This is a genomic window from Geotalea toluenoxydans JCM 15764, from assembly GCF_001311985.1.
In the GTDB taxonomy this organism is placed as follows: Bacteria; Desulfobacterota; Desulfuromonadia; order Geobacterales; family Geobacteraceae; genus Geotalea; species Geotalea toluenoxydans.
In genome coordinates, this window is the sequence record NZ_BBCJ01000037.1 from 1 (window position 1) to 25,410 (window position 25,410).

General features: G+C 57.3%; 15 protein-coding genes and 9 pseudogenes. 21 read left to right on the forward strand and 3 right to left on the reverse strand.

Going from position 1 to position 25,410, the window contains the following annotated elements:
- The first annotated feature begins 117 nt into the window (after nucleotides 1-117).
- From JCM15764_RS18655 to JCM15764_RS18670, 4 genes and pseudogenes are all read left to right on the forward strand, one after another.
- A pseudogene (locus tag JCM15764_RS18655) lies at nucleotides 118-883 on the forward strand (hydrogenase iron-sulfur subunit).
- A gap of 43 nt (nucleotides 884-926) precedes the next feature.
- Nucleotides 927-1,379 (forward strand): complex I 24 kDa subunit family protein, encoded by a 453-nt coding sequence (locus JCM15764_RS18660; RefSeq protein WP_054698370.1) that lies wholly within the window; start codon nucleotides 927-929, stop codon nucleotides 1,377-1,379.
- A gap of 9 nt (nucleotides 1,380-1,388) precedes the next feature.
- Nucleotides 1,389-3,300, forward strand: a pseudogene (locus tag JCM15764_RS28860) (NADH-ubiquinone oxidoreductase-F iron-sulfur binding region domain-containing protein).
- Between the two features lie 82 nt (nucleotides 3,301-3,382).
- Nucleotides 3,383-3,862 (forward strand): 2Fe-2S iron-sulfur cluster-binding protein, encoded by a 480-nt coding sequence (locus JCM15764_RS18670; protein WP_243689415.1) that lies wholly within the window; start codon nucleotides 3,383-3,385, stop codon nucleotides 3,860-3,862.
- 187 nt (nucleotides 3,863-4,049) lie between these two features.
- On the opposite strand, the gene JCM15764_RS18675 is transcribed toward JCM15764_RS18670, so the two are convergent.
- The 3 genes and pseudogenes from JCM15764_RS18675 to JCM15764_RS18680 all read right to left on the reverse strand — a co-directional run bounded on the left by JCM15764_RS18675 (nucleotide 4,050) and on the right by JCM15764_RS18680 (nucleotide 4,847).
- Complete coding sequence (locus JCM15764_RS18675) at nucleotides 4,050-4,322, reverse strand: hypothetical protein (protein WP_054698372.1); 273 nt, start codon at nucleotides 4,320-4,322, stop codon at nucleotides 4,050-4,052.
- A 64-nt stretch (nucleotides 4,323-4,386) separates the two neighbouring features.
- Nucleotides 4,387-4,497 (reverse strand): annotated as a pseudogene (locus JCM15764_RS30310) (IclR family transcriptional regulator); the annotation flags it as partial.
- A complete protein-coding gene (locus JCM15764_RS18680) occupies nucleotides 4,482-4,847 on the reverse strand; it encodes an IclR family transcriptional regulator (protein WP_054698374.1) in 366 nt (121 codons plus the stop codon). The gene JCM15764_RS18680 and the pseudogene JCM15764_RS30310, both read right to left, overlap by 16 nt.
- A gap of 656 nt (nucleotides 4,848-5,503) precedes the next feature.
- On the opposite strand from JCM15764_RS18680, the pseudogene JCM15764_RS18690 reads away from it, so the two are divergent.
- The 17 genes and pseudogenes from JCM15764_RS18690 (at nucleotide 5,504) to JCM15764_RS18760 (ending at nucleotide 25,387) form a co-directional block, all read left to right on the forward strand.
- A pseudogene (locus JCM15764_RS18690) lies at nucleotides 5,504-6,618 on the forward strand (acyl-CoA dehydrogenase family protein).
- A 100-nt stretch (nucleotides 6,619-6,718) separates the two neighbouring features.
- Entirely contained in the window at nucleotides 6,719-8,476 is a 1,758-nt protein-coding gene (locus JCM15764_RS18695; protein WP_054698377.1) for an acyl-CoA carboxylase subunit beta, read from the forward strand.
- 184 nt (nucleotides 8,477-8,660) lie between these two features.
- The gene (locus JCM15764_RS30315; protein ID WP_279384560.1) at nucleotides 8,661-9,029 is read left to right on the forward strand and encodes a hypothetical protein; all 369 of its coding nucleotides are present in this window, start codon (nucleotides 8,661-8,663) and stop codon (nucleotides 9,027-9,029) included.
- Complete coding sequence (locus JCM15764_RS30320; protein ID WP_279384561.1) at nucleotides 9,026-9,574, forward strand: hydroxymethylglutaryl-CoA lyase-like TIM-barrel protein; 549 nt, start codon at nucleotides 9,026-9,028, stop codon at nucleotides 9,572-9,574. The genes JCM15764_RS30315 and JCM15764_RS30320 overlap by 4 nt, the downstream gene beginning before the upstream one ends.
- Before the next feature lie 5 nt (nucleotides 9,575-9,579).
- Nucleotides 9,580-10,734, forward strand: a complete 1,155-nt coding sequence (locus JCM15764_RS30325) for an acyl-CoA carboxylase biotin carboxyl carrier protein subunit (protein ID WP_279384563.1) — start codon at nucleotides 9,580-9,582, stop codon at nucleotides 10,732-10,734.
- A 127-nt stretch (nucleotides 10,735-10,861) separates the two neighbouring features.
- Nucleotides 10,862-13,126, forward strand: a complete 2,265-nt coding sequence (locus tag JCM15764_RS18705) for an NADP-dependent malic enzyme (RefSeq protein ID WP_054698379.1) — start codon at nucleotides 10,862-10,864, stop codon at nucleotides 13,124-13,126.
- Nucleotides 13,127-13,196: 70 nt separating this feature from the next.
- Nucleotides 13,197-14,042, forward strand: a complete 846-nt coding sequence (locus JCM15764_RS18710) for a class I SAM-dependent methyltransferase (RefSeq protein ID WP_054698381.1) — start codon at nucleotides 13,197-13,199, stop codon at nucleotides 14,040-14,042.
- A 160-nt stretch (nucleotides 14,043-14,202) separates the two neighbouring features.
- Nucleotides 14,203-15,015, forward strand: coding sequence for an enoyl-CoA hydratase-related protein (locus JCM15764_RS18715; protein WP_243689422.1), 813 nt, complete (start codon nucleotides 14,203-14,205; stop codon nucleotides 15,013-15,015).
- Nucleotides 15,016-15,263: 248 nt separating this feature from the next.
- A pseudogene (locus JCM15764_RS18720) lies at nucleotides 15,264-16,438 on the forward strand (thiolase family protein).
- A gap of 116 nt (nucleotides 16,439-16,554) precedes the next feature.
- Nucleotides 16,555-17,399: pseudogene (locus tag JCM15764_RS18725) on the forward strand (3-hydroxybutyryl-CoA dehydrogenase).
- Nucleotides 17,400-17,641: 242 nt separating this feature from the next.
- Nucleotides 17,642-18,331, forward strand: coding sequence for an enoyl-CoA hydratase/isomerase family protein (locus tag JCM15764_RS18730; RefSeq protein WP_439645338.1), 690 nt, complete (start codon nucleotides 17,642-17,644; stop codon nucleotides 18,329-18,331).
- A gap of 33 nt (nucleotides 18,332-18,364) precedes the next feature.
- Nucleotides 18,365-20,351, forward strand: a pseudogene (locus JCM15764_RS18735) (heterodisulfide reductase-related iron-sulfur binding cluster).
- 215 nt (nucleotides 20,352-20,566) lie between these two features.
- Nucleotides 20,567-21,732: pseudogene (gene sucC / locus JCM15764_RS18740) on the forward strand (ADP-forming succinate--CoA ligase subunit beta).
- Nucleotides 21,733-21,745: 13 nt separating this feature from the next.
- Complete coding sequence (gene sucD / locus JCM15764_RS18745; protein ID WP_012645349.1) at nucleotides 21,746-22,618, forward strand: succinate--CoA ligase subunit alpha; 873 nt, start codon at nucleotides 21,746-21,748, stop codon at nucleotides 22,616-22,618.
- A 144-nt stretch (nucleotides 22,619-22,762) separates the two neighbouring features.
- Entirely contained in the window at nucleotides 22,763-22,951 is a 189-nt protein-coding gene (locus JCM15764_RS25165; protein ID WP_012645350.1) for a hypothetical protein, read from the forward strand.
- Between the two features lie 191 nt (nucleotides 22,952-23,142).
- Entirely contained in the window at nucleotides 23,143-23,955 is an 813-nt protein-coding gene (locus JCM15764_RS18755; RefSeq protein ID WP_054698385.1) for an electron transfer flavoprotein subunit beta/FixA family protein, read from the forward strand.
- An 83-nt stretch (nucleotides 23,956-24,038) separates the two neighbouring features.
- A pseudogene (locus JCM15764_RS18760) lies at nucleotides 24,039-25,387 on the forward strand (electron transfer flavoprotein subunit alpha).
- Nucleotides 25,388-25,410 lie beyond the last annotated feature (23 nt).

The following is a 25,410-nucleotide window of genomic DNA, read 5'->3' on the forward strand; positions in this document are numbered from 1 at the left end:
GGAGGGTGCAAGGCAGTGGCTTCAAGTCCAGAGGCTAAGAATCAATATTTTGGCCGGATAGTGTTGGAGTCCACTAATTCATCGAGCCGGCCGTTGCCGGCAGGAAAGGAGACAGATATGACTACAGCCCTTGAATTTAAACCGCGGGTCGTCGGTTTTTATGCACATGGTGAGCGTACGGCGCTGCCGACCTGGCTGGAGTTTCCAGACTGCAATATACAACTGAAACAAAGATCATCCGTGTAATGTGCTCAGGCAGGGTCGACCTGGACTTTGTGCTGCGGGCCTTTTCCAGGGGAGCCGATGGAGTATTCATCGGTGGCTGCTGGCTTGGCGAGTGCCATTATGTTACCGAAGGCAATTACGACGCCTGAGCATGATGCACCTGGCCAAGAGAGTCCTGGAACAGGTGGGGATCAATCCTGACCGGCTGCGGCTGGAATGGGTTTCCGCCTCCGAGGGAATGCGCTACGCCGATGTGATGAACGACTTCGGTCGCAGGCTCAAGGAACTTGGGCCAATCGGCTCCAGCGAGGGAATAGAAAAAGAGGCCCTGAAGCTGAAGTTTGCCGCAGTCAAGAAGATACTCCCCTTCCTCAAGCTGGTTGAACGGGAGCGGCTGCGGGTACGGTTCAAGACGGAAGAAGAATATACCAAATTCTTCAGCAGCCCGGAGGTGGATGCCCTGATCCGCGAGGTGATTGCCGAAAATCTGGCCATAAGCCAAATTCTAACACTTTTGGGCAGAAAACCCCTGTCAACCAGGGAAATTGCCGAGGTGTTGAGGCTGGAACCGGCGGATGTGGCAAGATGCCTCAATGTATCGTCGCAACAGGGCTTGATCCGCTACAACGAAACCAAGAAACGCTATGCCATCGCCTGATCCTATCGGTGACGGGGCTAAGTGAGAAGAGAGGGCACGAGCTATGGATATTGAAAGGATTGACCAGATTATTGACGCCCATGGGCGCAAAGCCAGTTCGCTGATTCAGATATTGATCAATATCCAGAGTGAGAACCACTGGCTCCCCAAGGAAGTTCTGGAACGGGTCAGTGAGCGACTGGAAGTACCCATGAATCAGATTCAGCATATCACCACCTTTTATAAGTCGTTCAGCCTGGTCCCCAAGGGGCGTCACGAGGTCCATGTCTGCATGGGAACAGCTTGTCATGTCCGTGGCGCCCAGAGCGTTCTCGATAATGTTGAAGATGCGATCGGTATCAAGCCGGGAGAAACGGACGTTGATCTCAAGTTCAGCCTGGAAACCGTCAACTGTATCGGCTGCTGTGCCCTCGGACCGGTTATGGTGGTGGACGGCGAATACCACGGCAACCTGGCCGCGACCCAGGTGGAAGACGTGTTGAAAACCTACGAGTAAGGGAAGGCCATGGCAAAGATAAATTCGACTGTCGAGTTCGAAGCATTGAGGAAGGAAATCCTGTCGTCCAGGGATCCGAACCGCCCCTGCATTGCCGTATGTACCGGCTCCGGCTGCCTTGCCCTCGGCGCCGCCAATCTGGTGGCCGCCTTGAAAAGCGAAATCAAAGAGCAGCGGCTGGAACAAAGGATTGAGGTCAGGGAAACCGGCTGTCCCGGCTTCTGTGAACGGGGACCCTGATCGTCATCTATCCGGAAGAGACCTGCTATCTCAAGGTGCAGCCGTCCGACGCCAAAGAGGTCTTAGCCAGCGTCATGGAAAAGAAGGTGATCGACCGGCTGCTCTATGTGGATCCGGTGACCGGTGAGCGGGTCGTCCATGAGATGGAGATTCCCTTTTACAAGAATCAGTTGCGGCTCCTGATCGGCAACAACATCAAGCTGGACCCCACCAGCATCGAGGACTATCTTGCCATCGGCGGTTATGCTGCGTTGGAAAAGGCAGTCTGCCAGATGAAGCCGGAGCAGGTGGTGGGTCTGGTGAAGGAATCAGGGCTCAGGGGGCGTGGGGGCGGCGGATTTCCCTCGGGCAACAAATGGGAATTCACCCGCAATGCTCCCGATCCGGTGAAATATGTGGTCGTCAACGCCGACGAGGGTGACCCCGGGGCGTTCATGGACCGGGCGCTGCTGGAAGGTAGTCCCCATGCTGTGCTGGAAGGGCTGATTATCGGCGCCTATGCCATCGGAGCCCACGAAGGTTTCCTCTACGTGCGGCAGGAATACCCCCTGGCGGTGCACAATATTACCCTGGCCATCCAGAAGGCCACCGAATATGGCTTTCTGGGGAAAAACATCCTGGGATCGGGTTTCGATTTCACGGTAGAAGTGGCCCAAGGGGCGGGCGCCTTTGTCTGCGGCGAAGAAACAGCCTTGATCCGCTCCCTGGAAGGGAAGACGGGGGAACCGAAACCAAGGCCGCCTTTCCCTGCGGTGAAGGGGCTCTGGAACAAACCGACCAACATCAATAACGTGGAGACCTGGGCCAATATTCCCCTGATTATCAACAAGGGTCCGGCTGCTTCGCTTCCATAGGCACCGGGGGAAGCAAAGGCACCAAAATATTCTCCCTGGTGGGCAAGGTCAAGAACACCGGCCTGGTTGAAGTACCCATGGGCATAACCTTGAGAGACATCGTCTACAAGATCGGCGGTGGCATCCCCGGCGACAAGCAGTTCAAGGCGGTGCAGACCGGTGGCCCGGCGGGGGGCTGCATGCCCGAGTCGCTCCTGGACATGGAGGTCGATTTCGACCAGCTCACCAAGGCCGGCTCCATGATGGGTTCTGGCGGGATGATCGTCCTGGATGAAGAAACCTGCATGGTGGATTTCGCCAGGTTCTTCCTCTCATTTCTGGCAGAAGAATCTTGCGGCAAATGTGTTCCCTGCCGCGAAGGCATTCAACAGATGCTCGCCATCCTCAACGACCTGACCCATGGAAAAGGGAAAGAGGGTGATCTGGAGCTTCTGGAGCAGCTTACCGAGGTTTCGAGCGCCTCGTTGTGCGCTCTGGGCAAGGGTGCACCCAATCCGGTGCTGAGCACACTTAAACATTTCCGGGATGAATATCAGGCCCACATGGAGGGGAAATGTCCCGCCTTCACCTGCAAGAGCCTCTTCTCCTTTTATATTGAGCCGGAGAAGTGCCAGGCATGCACGAGCTGCAGCAAAAAATGCCCGGCAGGGGCGATTGAAGGTGGGAAGAACCAGATCCACGTGGTCGATCAGGCAAAATGCACCAAGTGCGGGGCCTGTCTGAAGGCCTGTCCCCCCCGCTTCGGCGCGGTGACGCGGATACCGGGCAAGACAGTCCCATCCCCGCTGCCTGAAGAGGCGAGAACAATAGTCAGGGGGAGCAAATAGCCATGAGCGAACTTGTCCTACAAATAGACGGCAGAGAAGTTACGGTCCAGGAAGCGCGACCATTCTGGAAGCAGCCGAGAGCTTGGGAATAGCAATACCGACTCTTTGCCACCACCACAAGCTGGAACCCTATGGCGGGTGCCGGGTCTGCTCGGTGGAGGTGGAAGCCAACGGCAGGACCATGGTCGTTGCCGCCTGCACCTATCCGGCCGAAAAAAATGTCGTGGTGCGCACCCGGAGCGAAAAGCTTTCCAGGATTCGCCAGGCGTTGGTGGAGATGATGCTTGCCCATGCACCCGACTCGGAAACACTGGTGGCGCTGGCTGAAGAGTATTGCGCAGACAGGGAGAGGTTCAAAAGAAACCAGTCCTTTTGCATTCATTGTGGCCTCTGTGTACGCTACTGTACCGAGGTAAAGAAGAAAAATGCCCTGGGATTCATCGATCGGGGAGCCAAAAAGAGGATCTGCTTCATTCCGAAAATAGCGGCCACTGAATGCTGGAAGTGCAGGGAATGTTTTCCCCTCTGTCCCACCTCGCGCTACAGGCTGCCTTTGTTCTGACTGAAGGAATGACCACCGCTGAACTGGGAGATGGATGTAACTGCCAGCGCTGAAGCGGCAGAAGCCGACAGTAAGTAGAATCGTCTTTTTCACAAAAAAGAACAGGCCTTGAAAGTGATGCATTTGCTCACTCTCAAGGCCTGTTTGCGTTTATGGTCCCTGCTTGCGTGGAAAGGCCCGGAAGTAGTCAGTTTCGGGCAAAGGAAAGGGCGGTGCGCACGTTGCCGACCAGGTTGATGAGCCGCGGGCCGATGTCGCTTTCGATCAGTTGCCGCGACAGCTGGAATGAGGCGCCGCTGCAGCTGAACCCCATGATGGTGCCGTCATCCAGGACCAGGGGAACGGCAACGGCATGTACTTCGGTGCGCCAGTTGCGAGGCTGGTGCAGTAGCCGAACTGCCGGTAGTCGGCCATTGCCTGATCGAACCCTGCTTGATAGTTGGCCAGTTTTGCTCGTCACTGGCCTTTATCTGCGCCAGCAGCTCGTTCCGTTCATCCTCGGGCATGGCGCAGAGGTAGGCCCTGCCCATGGAGGTGGTGGCGATGGGGATTTGCGAACCCACATCCAGCTGCACCGTGAGCGTTGAAGTATTGCGGTAGGTATCGATATAGATGAGGTTCAGCTGATCGCGGATGCCAGATTGACCGACGCCTGGGTATGCTCGGCCAGGGCCTGCATCAGGGGGCGGGAAATGCGGCGGATATCCATTTGCCCCAGTTTTGCGTAGCCCAGGGCGATGACCGCATTGCCCAGGGAGTATTTGTTGGCGGTTTTGCAGTAATTGAGATAGCCCAGCTCCGAGAGGGTGAAGGTCAATCGGGAAACGGTCGATTTGGGGAGCTTCGTTCTCTTGGCGATGTCCTGGTTTCCCAGGAAATGGTCACTGGGGTGAAAACAGCTCAGCACTTCAAGTCCCCGTGCCAGAGCTTCGACAAATTTGCGCGCCTCCGCCGGGGCCCTGCCGGTTTTCTGGTCCATGGTCATGCCGGTTGTCTCCCTTGCCTACATACGTTGTGGTGCCGAGGCACTTCTTGGATCATAGGGTTGCATAAAGGGAGAATGGTGTCAACCCTAATTCGCATAAAAATGGTGATTAAATTCCGCACAATGGAACTGTTCAATTGTGCTTTCAGTGTGGGATATAATTCAGTCGGCTGTCATGGCAGCCCGTATCTACGGTATTGTGGAAAAGAAATGTTTCTGTAAAAGGATGGCAATGGGTGATCTAAAGATTTTGCTTGCAATTTATTTTTTTTGTAATATCATCAATTTCAGAACATACGAACCGCACAGCGGAATTGATGCGGGAAAAGCTACACAATGCACTAAACGAGCGGGGAGTGCGGTAGAAAAAACGGTCCATATAAAACATAAGTTTGTATCAATCGAATAGTATTGCATCGTTGTCAACTTTCATAAACACCACAAAATACGCACTAGTGCAACCCATTGATACTAGTTGCTTGACAAAAAATAAGCATTGCGGTACTTATTTACCAAATGCTAAATTGAGACTATGTTTTAAAATCACCACGCTGCCCCCTGGGCAGGGTGGTACAGGTCCATAACCGGTAACTAACATAGGCAAGGAGATGACCATGAGATTCGGACTTACGGATGAGCAGAAGATGATGCAGGACATGGCGCGGGATTTTGCCCAGAAGGAAATCTTGCCCACACTCAAGGAAGACGAGGCGAACCACACCTTTCGCCCGGAGTTGGTGAAGAAGATGGCCGATCTGGGCTTCTTCGGCTGCGCACTCCCCGAGGAGTACGGCGGTAACGGCTGCGGGTTCCTGGAGTCGGTCATCATCGCCGAGCAACTCGCCATGATCAGCGGCTCATCCCGTCTGCCCCTCAACATGCAGAACATCGGTCCAGCCATCACCGTCAACAAGTTCGGCACCAAGGAGCAGAAGGAACGCTTCATCCCCAAATGGGTCAGTGGCGAATATTTCGGCTTTTTTGCCATCACCGAGCCCAATTCCGGCTCCGACGTCATCAGCATGGGGACCACCGCCACCGATCGTGGCGACCACTGGGAACTGAACGGCCAGAAGATGTGGATTTCCAACGCCCATCTCGGTGACTACGGCCTGGTCTATGCCATGACCGACAAGAGCGCCAAGTACAAGGGAATGACCTGCTTCATCGTCAACCTGAAAGGGAACGAGGGGATCATCACTGCTCCCATCGAGACCAAGCTGGGTCTCCATTGCGCCCCCACCGGCGAGATATCCTTCAGCCAGGCCAAGATTCCCAAGGACTCCGTGCTGGGCGAGGTGGGCCAGGGCTTCCAGATCTGCATGTTCCAGTTGAACAATACCCGTATCAGCTGTGCCGCCGGAGCGCTCGGCATCGGTGGCGGCGCCATCGAGGCCGCCATCGGTTACGCCAACGAGCGGACCCAGTTCGGCAAGAAAATCGGCTCCTACCAGATGATCCAGCTTCCATCGCCGAGATGGTGGCGGAGCATGAGGCGGCCAAGCTCCTTGTCTACCAGGCAGCATGGCTCAAGGACCAGGGACTGCCCAACCAGTACCAGACCTCCATGGCCAAGCTTTTCGCCTCAGAAGCGGCAGTGCATGCGGCTACCGAGACCATGAAGATCTTCGGCAGCTACGGCTTCTCCACCGAGTACCCGGCAGAGCGCTGGCTGCGTGATTCCATGTCCCTTCGGACGGTGGAAGGGACGAGCAACATCCAGAAGACGATCATCGCCGGTTTTGCCTTGGGCGATGTAACCAACCGCTGAGACCCCCTGCTCAATGACGTTCGCTTCCCCCCTATGGAATAGGGGGGATTGTGGGGGGTATGGTAGCTAATAATAAGAATTAACTGAAAGGGGTTTCGTTATGTCACGCAAGCAAACGCCGCTTCGTCCCTATTTCGAGAAAATGCCTGATATCGGCAAGGCGCTCACAGAGGCAGAAATCAAGCGCGCCCAGGAAAATATCGATCTGGTTCGGGAGCAGGAGAAAATTCTCGCCCAGGAGGCTGAGCGGGTAAAAAATGCGGGAATCCCCGCCAAGAAGGTCCACGAGCGGGGCGGGATGACTATCTATGACCGCCTCGAATACCTGGTTGATCCCGGCACCTGGTCTCCCCTGCACTCCCTCTACAATCCCCGCGACAATGAAGAGGGATGTACCGGGGTGGTAAATGGCATCGGCAAGATCGAGGGAAAATGGGCCGTCATTATCGGTTTTGACAACAAGGTCATGGCCGGCGCCTGGATTGCCGGGCAGTCGGAGAATATCCTCATGGTCACCGACATGGCCAAGCGGCTCAATGTGCCGCTGGTCTGGTTGACCAACTGCAGTGGCGTCAAGCTTATGGAACAGGAGACGGTCTATGCCGGCCGCCGCTCCAGTGGCGCACCGTTCTACCGTCATGCGGACCTGAACCATCTGGGAATCCCCATCCTCAACGCCATCTACGGCACCAACCCGGCCGGTGGCGGCTACCAGGGGATCAGCCCCACCATCCTGCTGGCCCACGAGGGAGCCAACATCGCTGTCGGCGGCGCCGGCATCGTCGGGGGCATGAACCCCAAGGGGTATATCGACGCCGAAGCGGCACGGGCGCTGATCGACGGCACCAAGAGCTTCAAGGCCAAGGATCCGGGGCGGGTTGAGACCCACTTCGACCATACCGGCTATTTCCGCGAGGTGCACGACAGCGAAACGGGGGTGTTGGACGGCATCAAGGATTACATGCGCATGATGCCCGCCTACGATTCGGCCATGTTCCGCGTTGCCCAGCCTGCTCCGCCGAAGTTTCCGGTGGAGGATCTGAACATGATCCTCCCGGCGAACCAGAAGCGCCCCTACGACGCCATCCAGATTCTCTCCCGGCTCACTGACAACAGCGAGTTCATGGAATACCGTCCCGATTACGGGCGCGAAGTCTTTACCGGCATTGCCAAGATCGACGGCTTCCCGGTCGCCTTCATCGGCAACCGCCAGGGGGTTTTCCCCGGTTATCCGGAATATGCCAACGGCGCCTATCCGGCCGTGGGGGGCAAGCACTACCGCCAGGGGCTCATCAAGCAGGGGGAATTCGTCACCCTTTGCGGCCGTGATAACCTGCCCGTCGTCTGGCTGCAGGACACCACCGGCATCGACGTGGGTGACCTGGCCGAAGAGGCGGAGCTGCTGGCTCTTGGCCAGTCCCTGGTCTACTCCATCGAGCAGACCGAGCTCTCCATGATGTGCGTTGTCCTGCGTAAGGGTACGGCGGCGGCTCACTACATCATGTGCGGCCCCCAGGCCAACAACAACAACGCCTTCACCCTGGGTACGCCTCTCACGGAGATCTACGTCATGCACGGCGAGACCGCTGCCGCTGCATCCTACGCCCGGCGGCTGGTCAAGGAAGATGAGGCGGGCAATGACCTGACCCCGGTCCTGGACAAGATGAACCAGATGATCCAGGACTACCAGGACAAGTCGCGCCCGGCATACTGCGCCAAGACCGGTTTCGTCGATGAAATAGTGTCGCTGCCCGATCTGCGCAAGTACATCCAGGCCTTCACCGGCGCCAACTACCAGAATCCCCGGTCGATCACACCGGTGCATCAAATGCTGTTGCCGCGCATCATCAAAGGATAAGAATGCACAGGGAAGCCCCGGACGATACTGCCCGGGGCTTTTGTTCCACCAGGTTTGATGTTGGGTGGCTTTTATACCACAGTGTTGACCCCCCTGCTCACTGACGTTCGCTTCCCCCCTATTTCATAGGGGGGATCGAGGGGGGTTGCGATAGAAACTAACCATATTCTGAAAGGATCTGCACATGAGCAAAGAAAAAAAACCATTGGGTATAACTGAAGTCGTGTTGCGGGACGCCCATCAGTCCCTCTTCGCCACCCGTCTGCGTCTGGACGATATGCTTCCCATCGCGGCAAAACTCGACCAGGTCGGCTACTGGTCCATCGAAATGTGGGGAGGAGCCACCTTCGATTCCTGTATCCGTTTTCTCGGCGAAGATCCATGGGTGCGCCTGCGGGAACTGAAGAAGGCCATGCCGAATACCCCGCAGCAGATGCTCTTCCGCGGTCAGAATATCCTCGGCTACCGCCATTATGCTGACGATGTGGTGGAGAAGTTCGTGGAGCGTGCGGCAGTGAATGGCATCGACGTTTTCCGCGTTTTCGATGCATGAATGATCCCCGCAACCTGGATACGGCCATCAAGGCGGTCATCAAGCAGGGTAAGCATGCCCAGGGGACCATGTCCTACACGGTCAGTCCGGTGGATACCATTCCCAAATGGGTCGATCTGGCCAAGCGCATCGAGGATATGGGATCCCATTCCCTCTGCATCAAGGATATGGCCGGCCTTCTCTCTCCATACACTGCCTATGAGCTGGTGAAGAAGCTGAAGAAATCCATCAACATCCCGATCCACATGCAGTGCCACGCCACCACCGGCATGTCCACCGCCACCTATGTCAAGGCCATTGAAGCCGGCGTCGAAAACGTCGATACCTCCATTTCTTCCATGAGCATGACCTACGGTCACTCCGCTACCGAGCGCTGGTGGCCATCATGTCCGAGACGGACCAAGCGACCGGGCTCGATATGTCGCTTCTGCAGGAGATTGCCGATTACTTCACCGTCGTGCGCAAGAAATATGCAAAATTCGAAGGGTCGCTCAAGGGTATCGATGCCAGGATCATCATGGCACAGGTGCCGGGGGGCATGTTGACTAATATGGAGAGCCAGCTCAAAGACCAGAATGCCGGCCACAAGATGGACCAGGTGCTGGCCGAAATCCCCAAGGTACGCGAGGATCTGGGCATGATTCCGCTGGTCACCCCGACTTCGCAGATCGTCGGCACCCAGGCGGTCATCAACGTCCTGACAGGCGAGCGCTACAAGTCCATGACCAAGGAGACCGCTGCCGTCCTCAAGGGCGAGTACGGCGCCACCTCCGCACCGGTGAACAAGGAACTGCAAGCGAAGGTCCTGGCCGGGGCCGAGCCTATCACCTGCCGTCCGGCAGACCTGCTCGACCACGAGATGGACAAGCTCACCGCCGAGCTGCGCGACCTGGCCAAGGGCAAAAATCTCAAGTTCGGGGACCATGAGGTGGAGGATGTGCTCACCTACGCCCTCTTCCAGCAGGTGGGGCTCAAGTTCCTGGAGCATCGGGACAATCCCGACATGTTCGAGCCGGTTCCCACCGGGGCGGAGGCCGCTCCGGCAGCCAAGGCCGCTGTTCCTGCGGTTGCGGGTGGAGAAACCTTCACCGTTACCGGCGGTGGCCAGACCTTCGTCGTACAGGTCGCCAAGGCCACCGGCGCCGCAGCGGCTGCCGCAGCAGCGGCCGCCAATGCCGCAGCAGGGGCGGTAGCTGCCGCTCCGGCTGCTTCAGCCGGTGGTTTCGATATCGTCTCTCCCCTGGCGGGCAATGTCTGGAAGATCGAGGTCGACCCCGGCCAGGAGGTCAAGGAAGGGGATCTGCTGCTGATCCTCGAGGCAATGAAGATGGAGAACGAGATCTTTGCCGACCGGGACGGTATTGTCGGCACGATCCATATCCAGGAGGGAAATGCCGTCGATATCGGCCAGCCCCTGGTGACCCTGCTCAGTGACGCTGCTGCACCGGCTGCTACCGCTGCAGCTCCGGCCGCTGCAGGTGCGGCAGCGCCCAAGAACGGCGTCACAGCTCCCCTTGCCGGCAATGTCTGGAAGATCGAGGTCAAACCGGGGCAGAAGGTGCAGGAAGGGGATCTGCTGTTGATCCTGGAGGCGATGAAAATGGAGAATGAAATATTCGCCGACAAGGACGGCATCGTCGGTCAGCTTCTCATCCAGGAGGGGCATGCCGTTGACATAGGACAGGTCCTGCTGACTCTGGACTAAGCTTTTGACCGATCTTCATTCGTTTCACAAATCCAAACTGAATCACCCCCTGATCCGCCGGGTCAGGGGGTGAGAGCCCGACATTGACTCCATAAATATGCAGCAGTAAGGGCTGAGGAAGATAACGATGAACAAAAAATCCGCAGCACTTGAATACCACTCGACCGGCCGCAAAGGGAAGATCGAAGTCATTGCCACTAAACCTTGCCAGACCGCACAGGATCTGTCTCTTGCCTATTCACCCGGAGTTGCTGAGCCATGTCTGGCCATCGAGCAGACGCCTGAAGATGCCTATCAGTACACTGCCAAAGGTAACCTGGTTGCGGTCGTCTCCAACGGTACCGCAGTCCTGGGCCTGGGCAACATCGGGGCTCTTGCCGGAAAACCGGTCATGGAAGGGAAGGGGGTGCTCTTCAAGCGCTTTGCGGACGTGGATGTCTTCGACATCGAGCTGAACAGCGAAAATCCCGATGAGATCATCCGCGCCGTGCAACTGCTGGAACCGACCTTCGGCGGCATCAACCTGGAGGATATCAAGGCTCCTGAATGTTTCTACATCGAGGAAGAACTGAAGAAGACCATGAATATTCCGGTCTTCCACGATGACCAGCACGGCACGGCGATCATCTCGGCAGCCGGTCTCATCAATGCCCTGGAACTGGTTGGGAAAAAGATAGAGGATATTCGTCTCGTGGTCAACGGCGCCGGTGCCGCGGCCATTGCCTGCGCCAACCTGGTAGTCTCCCTGGGGGTCAAGCGGGAAAACATAATCATGTGCGACACCAAGGGGGTTATCTATAAAGGCCGCACCGAGGGGATGAATAAATACAAGGAGCGTTTCGCCGTCGATACGCCGATGCGCACCCTGGAAGAGGCGGCTGTGGACTCGGATGTCCTCTTCGGACTCTCCTCCAAGGGAGCCTTTACCCCGGAGATGGTGCGTACCATGGGGGTAAATCCTATCATCTTCGCCATGGCGAATCCCGATCCGGAGATCACCCCGGAAGATGCCCACAAGGTCCGCGGCGACGTGCTGATTGCCACCGGCCGTTCCGACTACCCGAACCAGGTCAATAACGTCCTCGGCTTTCCCTTCATCTTCCGTGGCGCACTGGACGTCCGCGCCACCACCATCAATGAGGAAATGAAAAAAGCGGCGGTTTTCGCCCTGGCGGAGCTGGCCCGCGAGGAATGCCCCGATTCAGTCTGCCGTGCCTACGGCAACGTCAAGTTCAGCTTCGGCCGGGACTACATCATTCCCAAGCCGTTCGATCCCCGGGCGCTGATGCGGGTTGCCCCGGCCATTGCCAAGGCGGCCATGGATTCGGGGGTGGCCCGGCAGCCGATCCCCGATATGGACAAGTACGTGGAGGCGCTGGAATCCCTGCAGGGAAAAGCGAAAGAAACCCTGCGCATGATCATCAACAAGGCGAAGTGCGATCCCAAGAGCATCGTCTTTCCCGAGGGGGAGAACGAGAAAATACTACGCGCCGCTCAGGTGCTGGTGGAACAGGGGATTGCACGGCCTATTCTTCTGGGGAGTGAAAAGAAGATTCGTGCGACCCTGCAGGAGCTGGGGATCGACCTGAACGGCGGGGTGACGATCATTGACCCGGCCAACTCCGACAAGGCCAATGGCTACGCAGATGAATTTTACCGCTTGCGGCAGCGCAAGGGGCTCACCCTCTCCGAATCCCAGCGCCTTATGTCCCGCAAGTCCCGTACCCATTTCGGCTGCATGATGGTGCGGCAGGGTGATGCCGATACCCTCCTGGCGGGAATTGACTCAAATTATGCAGAGACCATCCGACCGGCACTGCAGGTGATCGGCAAGCAGGAGGGACTCTCCAGTGTCCATGGCCTCTACATCATGGTCTTCAAAAAAGGGCTCTACTTCCTGGCCGACACTACTGTGCGCATAGATCCAAATGCCCAGGAACTGGCGGAAACGGCGATTCTGACTGCTGAAATGGCACGCATGCTTGAGGTTGAACCGAGTGTTGCCATGCTTTCCATGTCCAACTTCGGTTCCGTGCGCCATCCCCAGGTGGATAAAGTGAGACTGGCGGTTGAACTGGTTAAGGAAAAGGAGCCGCTGATCATCGACGGTGAGATGCAGGCGGATACGGCGGTGGTTACGGAAATTCTGCAGTCGAGCTTTCCCTTCTCCACCCTGAAAAAAGCGGCGAATATTCTCATCTTTCCCGATTTGACTTCGGGAAACATCGCCTACAAACTGCTCAACAAGCTGGGGGGAGCGGACGCCATCGGCCCGATCCTGATGGGGATGAACAAGCCGGTCCATATCCTGCAGCGTGGTGATGACGTCATGGATATCGTCAATATGGCTGCCATCGCAGTAGTGGATGCCCAGAACAATGGTCGACCATAGATCCCCTGCTCACCAAGGTTCGCTTCCCCCCTACTTGTAGGGGGGGATTGATGAAGAGGAGCGTGAAGCCATGCATTCGACAGCCGCATATTTCGATACCGTAGAAGCCCATTACGGACATAACGACCTTGAAACCACAATCTTGAACGCACTGGTTGCAGCCGGAAAAGATCCCGATCGTCTCAAGGCTGAAGACCTGGCCCCAATCGATCAGTTTCATGTTCGTGGTTTGAAGGCGACCTCTCAGCTTGCACTGGATATCAAGCTTGACAGGGATATGCAGGTGCTGGATCTGGGGAGTGGCCTTGGTGGGGCTTCCCGTTATCTTGCAAAGGAGTTTGGCTGCAGTGTCGTCGGCCTGGATCTGAATGCCCAGTATTGTCAGGTCGCCACCACTCTCACCCGGCGTCTCGGGCTTGCCTCCCAGGTTTCATTCATCCAGGGAAACGCCCTTGAGATTCCTTTTCCAGACGGGTCGTTCGACCTTGTCTGGACCCAGCACATGACCATGAACATCCCTGATAAATCCCGGTTCTACCGGGAAGTTTACCGTGTGCTTAAGCCGGGGGGGCGGCTCGCCATGTATGATATTCTTGCCGGTCCGGGGGGAGAGGTGTTGTTTCCGGTTCCTTGGGCGAGGGATACCGCCACCAGTTTTCTGGTTGCTTCCCAGGTACTGGTGGACACGATAGCCGAGACGGGGTTCGACATACATATCTGGCGAGACGTGACGGAAGCGGCCCGTTTATGGACCCAGGCAACGCAGGAAAGACTCTACCTCAATCCCGGCTTGTTGGGTCTGCAACTCTTGTTGGGCCCCGACTTCCGCAAAATGGTGCACAATCAGTTTCTTAACCTGCAACAGGAGCGTATTGCCCTGGTTGAAGCTGTCGTCCGCCGCCCGCTGCTGGCATAATCATGGGGGTGTGCTATGATGTCAGACAGCCAATGCAGACTCAGGGGGGAGTATGAATAAATCAGCAGCGAAGATAGCCCTGCTGCCCACGCTGAACGATCTGCCTGGTGAAATTGCCCAAGCAGACCCAGGGGGAAGTATGCAGACAACAGCCGAAAAAATGGTCCTGCCCACGCTGAAGGATTCCTCCATTGTTGTGGAGAAGCGGATCGCCGTATTGACGTTGCAGCGCAACGACGTGCGTAATGCCCTGACCGGCACGGCCCTGATCGACGATATCGTGCAGACGGTGAACTGGGTGAATAATGAACCAGAGGTCTCGGTCCTAGTTATCACTGGGGAAGGGACGGCGTTTTCTTCAGGCGGTAACGTCAAGGAGATGCAGTCGCAAAGCGGCAGCTTTGCCGGATCGCCCATGGAGATTCAGGACCACTACCGGCGTGGAATACAGCAGATTCCACTCGCCCTGCATAAGGCGGAGGTGGCGGTTATTGCCGCCGTCAATGGCCAGGCCATCGGTGCCGGGTTCGACCTGGCCTGCATGTGTGATATACGCATCGCTTCAACAAAGGCCCAGGTGGGAGAGGCCTTCATCAATCTCGGTATCACTCCGGGAGATGGTGGCGCCTGGTTCATGCAGCGGCTGATTGGCTATCAGCGGGCTGCCGAGCTGACTTTTACCGGAAGAATCGTCAAGGCCGACGAGGCACTGCAGCTTGGAATATTCCTCGAAGTGGTGGAGCCGGAGGCGCTGATGTCGCGGGCAATGGAACTGGCCGGGCAGATTGCCGCCAAGCCACCCCTTACGCTGCGGTTGACCAAGCGGATGATGAAGCTGGCCCAGCGCAGCGAGCTCCCGGATTTTCTCGATTTATGCGCCTGCTTCCAGACAATGGCCCATCACACGGAGGATCACCTGGAAGCGGTTAACGCTTTTCTGGAAAAGAGACCACCTTCCTACAGGGGGCAATAATGAGCCGATTTCCGGGAGAAACAAGGGCGGACAGTATCTCGGACCAGACGGTGATATCCACTGGTGCAGATTTTTTTAGAATAGTGTTATACAAAGAAGATTTTTTCTTGACCGAAAAATAGTATTGTGGTACCTATTTACTTAATAGTTTGTATACTGAATTTAAGAACAATGTTACAAAAGGCATGGACATTTTCTAGTGGGGACTCTGGACCGGGAACCTCACCTACATAGCTGAGGAGGCTGATATGAGTGAAGTTTTTATCGTTGAGTCATTGCGTACGCCGCTGGGATCGTTTGGTGGTGCGCTCGCCGATGTGGATGCGCCTCGTCTGGCTGCTGCAGTCATCAAGGAGCTGTTGGAGAGAGCTGCTCTCAGTCCCGAAGCTGTGGATGAGGTGATTATCGGTCAGGTGCTTTCCGGGGGAAGCGGTCAGGCTCCCGCCAGGCAGGCTCTGCGTTATGGCGGCCTCCCCGATTCGGTACCGGCAATGACCATCAACAAGGTGTGCGGCAGCGGCCTGAAGGCGATCATGCTCGGGGCCGATGCAATTCGTCTGGGAGACGCCCACGTTGTGCTGGCCGGCGGCATGGAGAACATGTCCCAGGCGCCTTATGCCCTGCCCAAGGCGAGGAATGGTTTCCGTATGGGGAACGGTGAAGTGGTTGACCTGATGGTCAATGACGGCCTCTTGGATCCATACAGCGGCAACCACATGGGGGTCATTGCCGAGGCCAATGCTGCCAAAAACGGCCTGAGCCGTGCCGAGCAGGATGAATTTGCCATCGCTTCTTATAAAAAAGCTCAAGCAGCGGTTAAAGATGGTGTGTTTAAGGATGAGATAGTGCCGGTGGTGAAAAAGGGGCGCCAGGGAGAGGTGGTGATTGCCGAGGATGAAGAGCCGCTCAAGGGTGATATCGGCAAGCTGCCCGGGCTGCGTGCCGCATTTGCCAAAGAGGGAACCATCACCGCCGGTAACGCATCCACCATCAACGACGGCGCCGGGATAGCCCTGCTTGCATCCGGCGAAGCGGTTAAGAAATACAACCTGAAACCGAAGGCCCGTTTGCTTGCCTATGCCACCAACAGTATCCATCCCGACCTCTTTACCGAGCGCCGGTGGGAGCCATTGAAAAAGCATTGGTCAAGGCAGGGCTAAAGGTGGGCGACATCGACCTCTTCGAGCTCAATGAGGCCTTTGCCACCGTGCCGCTTTTGGCCATCAAGAAGCTGGGGATCGACCCCGCCAGGGTCAACGTCAATGGTGGAGCGGTCGCCATCGGCCACCCCCTCGGAGCGAGCGGCGCACGCCTGGCAGCTACCCTTATAAGGGAACTGCACAAGCGCCAGGCACGGTATGGGCTGGCGACACTCTGCATTGGCGGTGGAGAAGCGGTAGCGGCCATCTTCGAGCGGGTATAGCCCAAGCGCCCGGTTGTGGACAATTGACCCCCTCAATCCCCCCTATTTTATAGGGGGGAAGCGAGCCCGAGGCGAGCAGGGGGTGACCATTCTGACTATTGCAGAGGGAGACGAACATGATCAAGAAAGTAGGCGTTTTGGGAGCGGGACAGATGGGGAGCGGCATCGCCCATGTCCTTGCGGTGCAGGAAATAGAGGTAGTCCTTTTCGATATCGCAGAGGATCAACTTGCCAAGGCCATTGCCGGCATCGAGAAGAACCTGGAGCGCCAGCAAAAAAAGGTGAGGTGGACAGCGCTTCCATCCCGGTCATTCTCAAGCGAATCAGCACCACCAAGGTTATGGGAGACCTGGCCGACTGCGACATGGCCATTGAAGCGGTCACGGAGCGGGAAACCCTCAAGCTGGATATCTTCCGCCAGCTGGACGGCATCGTCAAAAAGGGGGCGATCCTTGCTTCCAACACCTCCTCAATTCCCATTACCCGTATCGCTGCCGTTACCGGCCGTCCCGACAAACTGATCGGCATGCATTTCATGAACCCGGTACCGGTGATGAAGCTGGTGGAGGTGATTCGCGGCCTGGCCACCAGTGATGAAACTTTCGATGCCACCGCCGCCCTTGTGGCAAAACTGGGCAAGGAAATGGCCGTCTCCGCCGACTACCCCGGTTTCATCGTCAACCGTATCCTCATCCCCATGATCAACGAGGCAGCCTTTGCCCTCTACGAAGGGGTGGCGAACGTGGAAGACATCGACAAGGCCATGAAGCTCGGCACCAATCAGCCCATGGGGCCGCTGACCCTGGCCGATTTCATCGGCCTCGACACCTGTCTGGCCATCATGAACGTCCTTTACGAAGGCTTCAAGGATACGAAATACCGCCCCTGTCCGCTGCTGGTGAAGATGGTTGAGGCGGGCTTCCTGGGCAAGAAGGCGGGGCGCGGGTTTTACACATATTGATAGAATCGCATGCGAAAATCGCATTTGCCGGATCGTAGGGGCGAATCTTGTATTCGCCCGAACCAAGGCGGGTTACATCCGCCCAATCCCAAGGCGATCATGATCGGATAAACCTGGGGCGATCACAAGGATCGCCCTACGGGGGAATTCATGGAATACGAAAATCTGCTTATTGAAAAACGTGGCGCAGTAGCGCTCCTCTCGGTTAACCGCCCCAAAGCGCTCAACAGCTGAACAGCGCCGTGCTGGATGAACTGATCGCTGCCTTTAGCGCACTGGGCCAGGATGAGGGTGTCGGGGCGATAGTCCTTACCGGCAGCGGTGAGAAGGCCTTTGTTGCAGGGGCAGACATCGCGGAAATGGTTGATCTGTCCGCCATGCAGGCCCAGGAATTCTCCAGGAAGGGGCAGCAGCTGGTCAACCTGATCGGCCGGCTGGCCAAGCCGGTCATAGCAGCCGTCAACGGCTTTGCCCTGGGTGGCGGGCTGGAGATGGTACTGGCCTGCGACTTTGCCTATGCCTCGGAAAATGCCAAGCTCGGCCTTCCCGAGGTGACGCTTGGTATCATCCCCGGATTTGGCGGCACCCAAAAACTTGCCCGGCTCATCGGCCGCAGCCGTGCCAACGAGCTGATCTTCACCGGCAGGATGCTCACCGCAGTCGAGGCAAAGGACTGGGGCGTTGTCAATGCAGTGTTCCCGGCAGGGGAACTGGTTGCCAAGGCCATGGAAACTGCCGGCAAAATTGCCGCCAACGGTCAGCTCGGTGTGGCCCATGCCAAGGATGCCGTCAAAAGCGGCCTGGATATGGCAGAAGCAGACGGAATGAATTACGAATCGGTTCACTTCGGTGCACTTTTCTCTACTGCAGACCAAAGGGAAGGGATGCGGGCGTTTCTTGAGAAGAGAAAGCCGGTGTTTTCCGGCAGATGAGCAGCATAGACAGGAACTAATTGGGGAAAAGCTATGGAAGCGACACGCGAACTATACTGGAATATCGGCCATGGGGCACTTGTACTGTTGCCCATGTACCTCTTTACTTTTGTTGCCCTGGGACTTGATCAAAAGCGGCCTGAAGCGGCTTGATATCTATCGTCAGGGAAAACCCCTGGATCGCTTCGGCAACAGGGGCGAGCGCATCGCCAATCTCCTGAAGAATGTCTTTCTGCAGAGCCGGGTGCTGATGGTCAAGGGACCCGGTTATGCCCACGGTCTTTTCTTCTGGGGCTTCTTCGTCCTCTTTGTCGGCACCATACTCGTGGCCCTCCAGGCAGATTTCACCGACCTCCTCTTCGGCTTCAGGTTCCTGGACGGCGAGTTCTACAAATTCTTTTCCCTGGCGCTGGATCTGGCCGGTCTTGCCGCCGTCGTCATGCTGGCCGGTCTCTTTGTCCGCCGTTACCTGGTGCGCCCCAAAGGGCTTGAAACCGGCCGCGACGACGCCATCATGCACGGCCTGCTCTTTGCCATCCTCATAACCGGCTTTGTCATCGAAGGGGCACGGATGGCCGTCAACGAGCTGCCCAACGACCCGGCCCTGGCGGCATGGTCGCCGGTGGGACTAATGATCGCCAAAGCGCTTGCCGGCATGGGCGAACCAGCCCTGCGCGCCCTGCACCAGGGGCTGTGGTGGGTCCATTTCTTCCTGGTCATCGGTTTCATCTGCGCCATCCCTTTTACCAAGTTCCGGCACATCTTCACCACCGCCGCCAATTACTTTTTTGCCGACCTTGGTCCCAAGGGGGCGCTGGTGACCCTGGATATGGAAGGTGATGCCGAAAGCTTCGGCACCGCCAACCTTAAAGACCTCACCTGGAAAGACATCTTCGACACCGACGCCTGCACCAAATGCAAGCGCTGCCAGGACCGCTGTCCGGCCCACAACACCGACAAGCCCCTTTCCCCCATGAAAGTCATCAATCAGCTGGGAGAAGTGGCCTGCACCAACCCGGAAGCCAACCTCATCGAAACGGTGAGCAAGGATGCCCTCTGGTCCTGCACCACCTGCCGCGCCTGCCAGGAGATCTGCCCGGCCGCCATAGAGCACGTGGGCAAGGTGGTCGACATGCGCCGCAACATGGTGCTCATGGAAGGTGAATTTCCCGGCGAAGAAGTAATGGCCGCCATGGACAATACCGAAGTCAACGGCAACCCCCTGGGGATGGCCATGGCTTCCAGGGGCGACTGGGCCGAAGGGCTGCCGGTTAAAAAGATGGCCGAAGATGCCGACGTGGATATCCTCTATTTCGTCGGCTGCTACGCCTCCTTCGACAAGCGCAATATCAAGATCGCCACCAGCTTTATCCATCTCTGCGCCGCTGCCGGCATCAAGGTGGGCATTCTCGGCAAAGAAGAGAAGTGCTGTGGTGAACCCATGCGCAAGATGGGCAATGAATACCTGTACCAGTCCATGGCCGCCGAAAACATCGAGACCATCAAGGGCTACGGGGTGAAAAAGGTGGTAACCGCCTGTCCCCACTGCTTCAACACCCTGGCCAAGGACTATCGGGATTTGGGCTTCGATGTGGAGACCGAGCATTACACCGTCTTCCTCAATCGGCTGGTGGAGCAGGGCAAATTGAAGCTCAAAGCCGAAAGCTTCGACTGCACCTACCATGACTCATGCTATATCGGCCGTTACAACGATCTGTATAAGGAGCCGCGGGCGCTCATATCGGCGGCAGGCGGCACCATCCTGGAAATGGACAAAAGCGGCGCCGAGAGTTTCTGCTGCGGCGCCGGTGGCGGGCGGATCATGGCCGAGGAGAAACTGGGGAGCCGGATCAGCGTCAGCAGGGCGAAAATGGCAGCCGGGACCGGAGCAGGAATGCTGGTATCGAACTGTCCCTTCTGCATGACCATGTTCGAGGACGGTATCAAGGGGGCAGAGCTGGAAGGGCAGCTGGTACCGCGGGATATCGGCGAGATACTGCTGGAACGGCTGACCCTGTGAAGTGAAGCAGTTGTCGTGAAGGACGGGAGATATCATGTCCATGCGGGAATGTATGAAGCAGTTTCTTAAGATTGGCGGTACCGTGTGCCATTGTGCTCACGTCCTGTTGCACATTCCGCCATGAAAGATCGCCATGCTGGTTACTGGTCCTACTGTAATGATTAAAAGCGGGATGCCGCTGATGATGCGAGTTTTACTCGCGGGGAGAGGATTGCATGAATATACATGAGTATCAGGCAAAGGCAATACTGAGGGAATTCGGGGTGCCCGTTCCGGATGGGCACGTCTGCTACAACGGCGCCAGCGCCCGTGAATGGGCGAAACGGCTGAGTGAGGGACCTTGGGTAGTGAAGGCCCAGATCCATGCCGGTGGCCGTGGCAAGGGGGGCGGTGTCAAGCTGGCCCGCACCGCCGACGAGGTACGAAACACCGCCCGGGACATGCTTGGCATGATCCTGCGCACCCACCAGACCGGACCTGAAGGGAAGGTTGTTACCCGGGTCCTGGTGGAAAACGGCTGCAATATCGGCACTGAACTGTACATCAGCCTCCTGGTGGACCGTGCCACCTCCAAGGTGACGGTCATGGCCTCCACCGAAGGGGGAATGGACATCGAAGAGGTTGCCGCCAAGACACCGGAGAAAATCTTCCGCGAGGCCATCGACCCGCTGGTGGGACTTACCCCCTTCCAGTGCCGCAATCTGGCCTTCAGCCTGGGACTTACCGGCAAGCTGACCAACAAGGCTGTCAAGCTGCTGCAGGGGCTCTACGAAACCTTTATCGGCTGCGACTGCTCTCTGTTGGAGATCAACCCCCTGGTCGTGACCAAGGAAGGGGATCTGCTCTGTCTGGACGCCAAGTTCGGCTTCGACGACAACGCCGTCTTCAGGCATCCCAAGATCGGCGACATGCGGGATTATGACGAGGAAGACCCCAACGAGGTGGAAGCATCACAGCACGACCTCTCCTATGTCTCCCTGGCCGGCAACATCGGCTGTCTGGTCAACGGCGCCGGTCTGGCCATGGCCACCATGGATATTATCAAACATTCCGGCGGCAATCCGGCCAACTTCCTGGACGTTGGGGGCGGGGCGACCATCGAGCGCGTTACCGAAGCTTCAAGATCATCCTTTCCGACAAGAACGTCAAAGGCATCCTGGTCAACATCTTCGGCGGCATCATGAAATGCGATGTCATTGCCACCGGGGTCATCGAGGCTGCCAAGCAGGTCTCCCTCAAGGTGCCGCTGGTCGTTCGTCTGGAAGGTACCAATGTGGATAAAGGCAAAGAAATCCTTTCCGCCAGTGGTCTGAATATTATCGCCGCCGACGGCATGGCCGACGCCGCAAATAAAATCGTCCAGGCCGTGGTAGCTGCCTGAGGGGGGGAGAGCAATGAGCATACTTATCGATAAAAACACCAAGGTAATCACCCAGGGGCTCGGTGCAACCGGACTCTTTCACGCCAACGGCGCCAGGGATTACGGCACCCAGATGGTCGGGGGGGTCACCCCCGGCAAAGGCGGAACCACCATCGAAGGCTTTCCCGTATTCGACACGGTTAAAGAAGCCGTCTACAAAACCGGTGCAACCGCTTCGGTGATCTACGTACCGCCGCCGTTTGCCGCAGACGCAATCATGGAAGCGGTCGATGCCGGCATAGATCTGGTCTGCTGCATCACCGAAGGTATTCCGGTGCTGGACATGGTCAAGGTCAAGCAGTACATGCAGGGGAAAAGGACCAGACTGGTAGGGCCAAACTGCCCAGGCGTCATTACCCCCGGCCAGTGCAAGATCGGCATCATGCCCGGCTACATTCACAAGCCCGGTAAGATCGGCGTCGTTTCCCGCAGCGGCACCCTCACCTATGAGGCGGTCTGGCAGCTGACCAATGTGGGGCTCGGCCAGTCCACCTGCGTCGGTATCGGCGGCGATCCGGTCAACGGCTCCAGTCATCTGGATGTGCTGAAGATGTTCGAAGAGGATCCGGGCACCGAGGCGGTGATCATGATCGGTGAAATCGGCGGCACCTCCGAGGAAGAAGGAGCCTACTTCGTCAAGGAGCACATGACCAAACCGGTTGCCGCCTACATTGCCGGTGTTACCGCTCCGCCGGGCAAACGGATGGGGCATGCGGGGGCCATCATTTCCGGCGGCAAGGGTACGGCAGCCGAGAAGGTGGCAGTACTGGAAGACTGTGGTATCGCCGTAGCGGCCAGTCCGGCCGATATGGCCCAGGCGCTGCTGAAGGTTTATAAACCGAAGTAATGAAAAGTGGAATCAGTTTGTTACAGCATTGCCGAGGATATGCCGGTTTTCGGGGTGAGGACTGCATGGTTTTGCTGCTGTAACAGGGTCGTTGGCCACCCTTGCTGGGTGGCCAATGGCTCGCAGGTAAAGGAGGTACTTAAAATGGGTCTGTATAAGGAAAATCCGCGGTACAAATGTGTGTCGGCACGGTTGAGCGATGATGAATGGGAAGACTTGATGATCGTCTGCGGGCAAAAGAGAACAAGCATGTCCGAGTGCATCAGAGAAGCTTTAACAGCACTGCTGATGGAAAACGGCTTGAGAGGGGAAAGGGCGGAAACCGCAGGATGAGAGGGCAATCTGCAGCAAAATCCGGTCAGGGAAATATGCAGAAAAGCAGGAAAACTTTTTCTTGCTTATAAAATAGTATTATGGTACGAATTTACACATAACGTTGTTTGGTTTTTAAAATCATGCCCGGTCATTTGCGGCTCCCTGACTGCTCGGGCGACGCTGTTCAATACCAGACTAGGAGTAGCCACATGCTTGTCATCTCCTGCATTAAACAGGTGCCTGATACTACCCAGGTAAAAATCGATCCGGTGACCAATACTCTGGTCCGGGAGGGGATTCCCTTCATCATCAACCCTTACGATACCCATGCCCTGGAAGAGAGCCTCAATCTCAAGGATCGTTTTGGGCTTCGTGCCGTGGCGCTCTCCATGGGACCGCCAAACACCGAGGCTACCCTGAGAAAGGCAGCCGCCCTGGGAGTCGATGAAGCCATTCTCCTTTCCGACCGCGCCTTTGGCGGAGCCGATACCCTGGCCACCAGCAAGGTTCTTTCTGCGGCCATCGAACGGCTCAATGACCAGGAGGAGGTGGGCATTGTCTTCTGCGGCAAGCAAACCATCGATGGCGACACAGCCCAGGTAGGGCCCGGCATCGCCACCCGTCTCGGCTTTACACAGCTGACGCTGGTCGATCGCATCGAGAGCCTTGACCTGGTGAAGAAAAAAATCCGGGTGCGGCGCAAGCTGGAAGGGCGCCACGAGATAGTGGAAGCTCCCCTGCCGGTGATGATCACCGTGGTCCGAGAGCTGAACCGTCCCCGTTACCCGACCGTCCCCATGCGGCTCATGGCCCAGGAGACCGAAGTCAAGGTCTGGGACAACACGATCCTCAAGCTGGATGCAACCACTGTCGGCCTCAAGGGCTCTCCCACCTGGGTAAGCAAGATTTTCTCCCCGGAACGGGACCAGGGAGAGATCATCGGCGATGGGATCAATGATCCGGTGGGAACGGCGAATCTGCTCATCGACAAGATGGTCGACAAGGACATGCTGGCCATATGAGCAGTGACGAGTGGAGCGTGACGAGTGACGGGTAAGGTGCGAGGAGACAGGCGTGAGGGGAACAGCAAAGGAGGAGTCAGCCAATGACTGAGGCAAAGAAACCGATGAAGAAACCACGGGGCAAGGCGCGGGTCGTCGAGGGCAAATGTATTGCCTGTGGCGCCCGGTGCGAAAGCTCCTGCCCGGTAAACTCCATAGAGATGAGCGACGGGGGCGAACCTGCGTTCTTGCCGAGAAATGCATCGGCTGCGAAAAGTGCATCAAGGTCTGCCCTGCCTCCGCCCTGGAGATGTTTTATGCGCCGGAGGATCTGGAGCTGCTCAAGCAGTGGGATAAGGAGCACGGGGCGGCCGGTGAAGAGATCGGTGACGAGGAGAAGCAGCTCAGGGAAATGCTGGCACGTTACCGGGGCGTCTGGGTTTTTATCGAGCAATACGATGGAGAAGTGGCCAAGGTTTCATGGGAACTCCTGGGGACAGGGGCCGGCCTGGCAAAGACCCTCGGTGTTGAACTTTCTGCGGTAGTCATTGGCGATCATGTGGGGCATATCTGCGGCGAAGCATTCGCCTATGGGGCCGATCAGGCCATCCTGCTTGATGCTCCGGTCTACGCGCACTACCGCACCCAGCCCTATACGCAAGCCATCTGTCATCTCATCGAAAAGCACCGTCCCGAGGTCATCCTCATGGGGGCGACCGGGCAGGGGCGCGACCTGGCAGGGGCGGTGGCGACTATTGTCAAGACCGGCCTCACTGCGGACTGCACCGGGCTCGGCATCGACGACAAGCGGAACCTGATGCAGACCAGGCCGGCTTTCGGCGGCAACATCATGGCCACCATCATGTGCGATAAGTTCCGGCCCCAGATGTCCACCGTCAGGCCCCACGTCATGCAGATGCCCGAGCGCCAGGAAGGCCGCACCGGCAGGGTTGTCCGCGAGACGTTTGCACCCCGGGAAGAGGATGTGCTGGTCAAGGTCATCGAGGTCCTGAATGATAAGGACGGCAAGGATCAGGTGGATGTGGCTGCTGCCGAGATCATCGTTTCCGGCGGTCGCGGCTTGATGAACAAGGAAAACTTCTCCATGCTCCAGCAACTGGCTGACGAACTCGGCGGGGTGGTGGGCGCTTCGCGTAGCGCAGTAGATGCTGGTTGGATGCCCCACAGCCGCCAGGTGGGTCAGACCGGCAAGACGGTAAGGCCGAAGATCTATATTGCCTGTGGCATTTCCGGGGCCATTCAGCACATGGTCGGCATGCAGGACTCCGATGTGATCATCGCCATCAATCGCGACCCCGAGGCTCCCATTTTCCAGATTGCCACCTATGGCATCGTCGGAGACCTGTTCCAGGTGATCCCGGCATTGATCGGCAGAGTGCGCAGCATGAAGTCCCAGCGCGGCGGTACAGAGCCCGAGCGGGTCGCCGTCTGATTTCCCTGTTACCGGAAGAGATT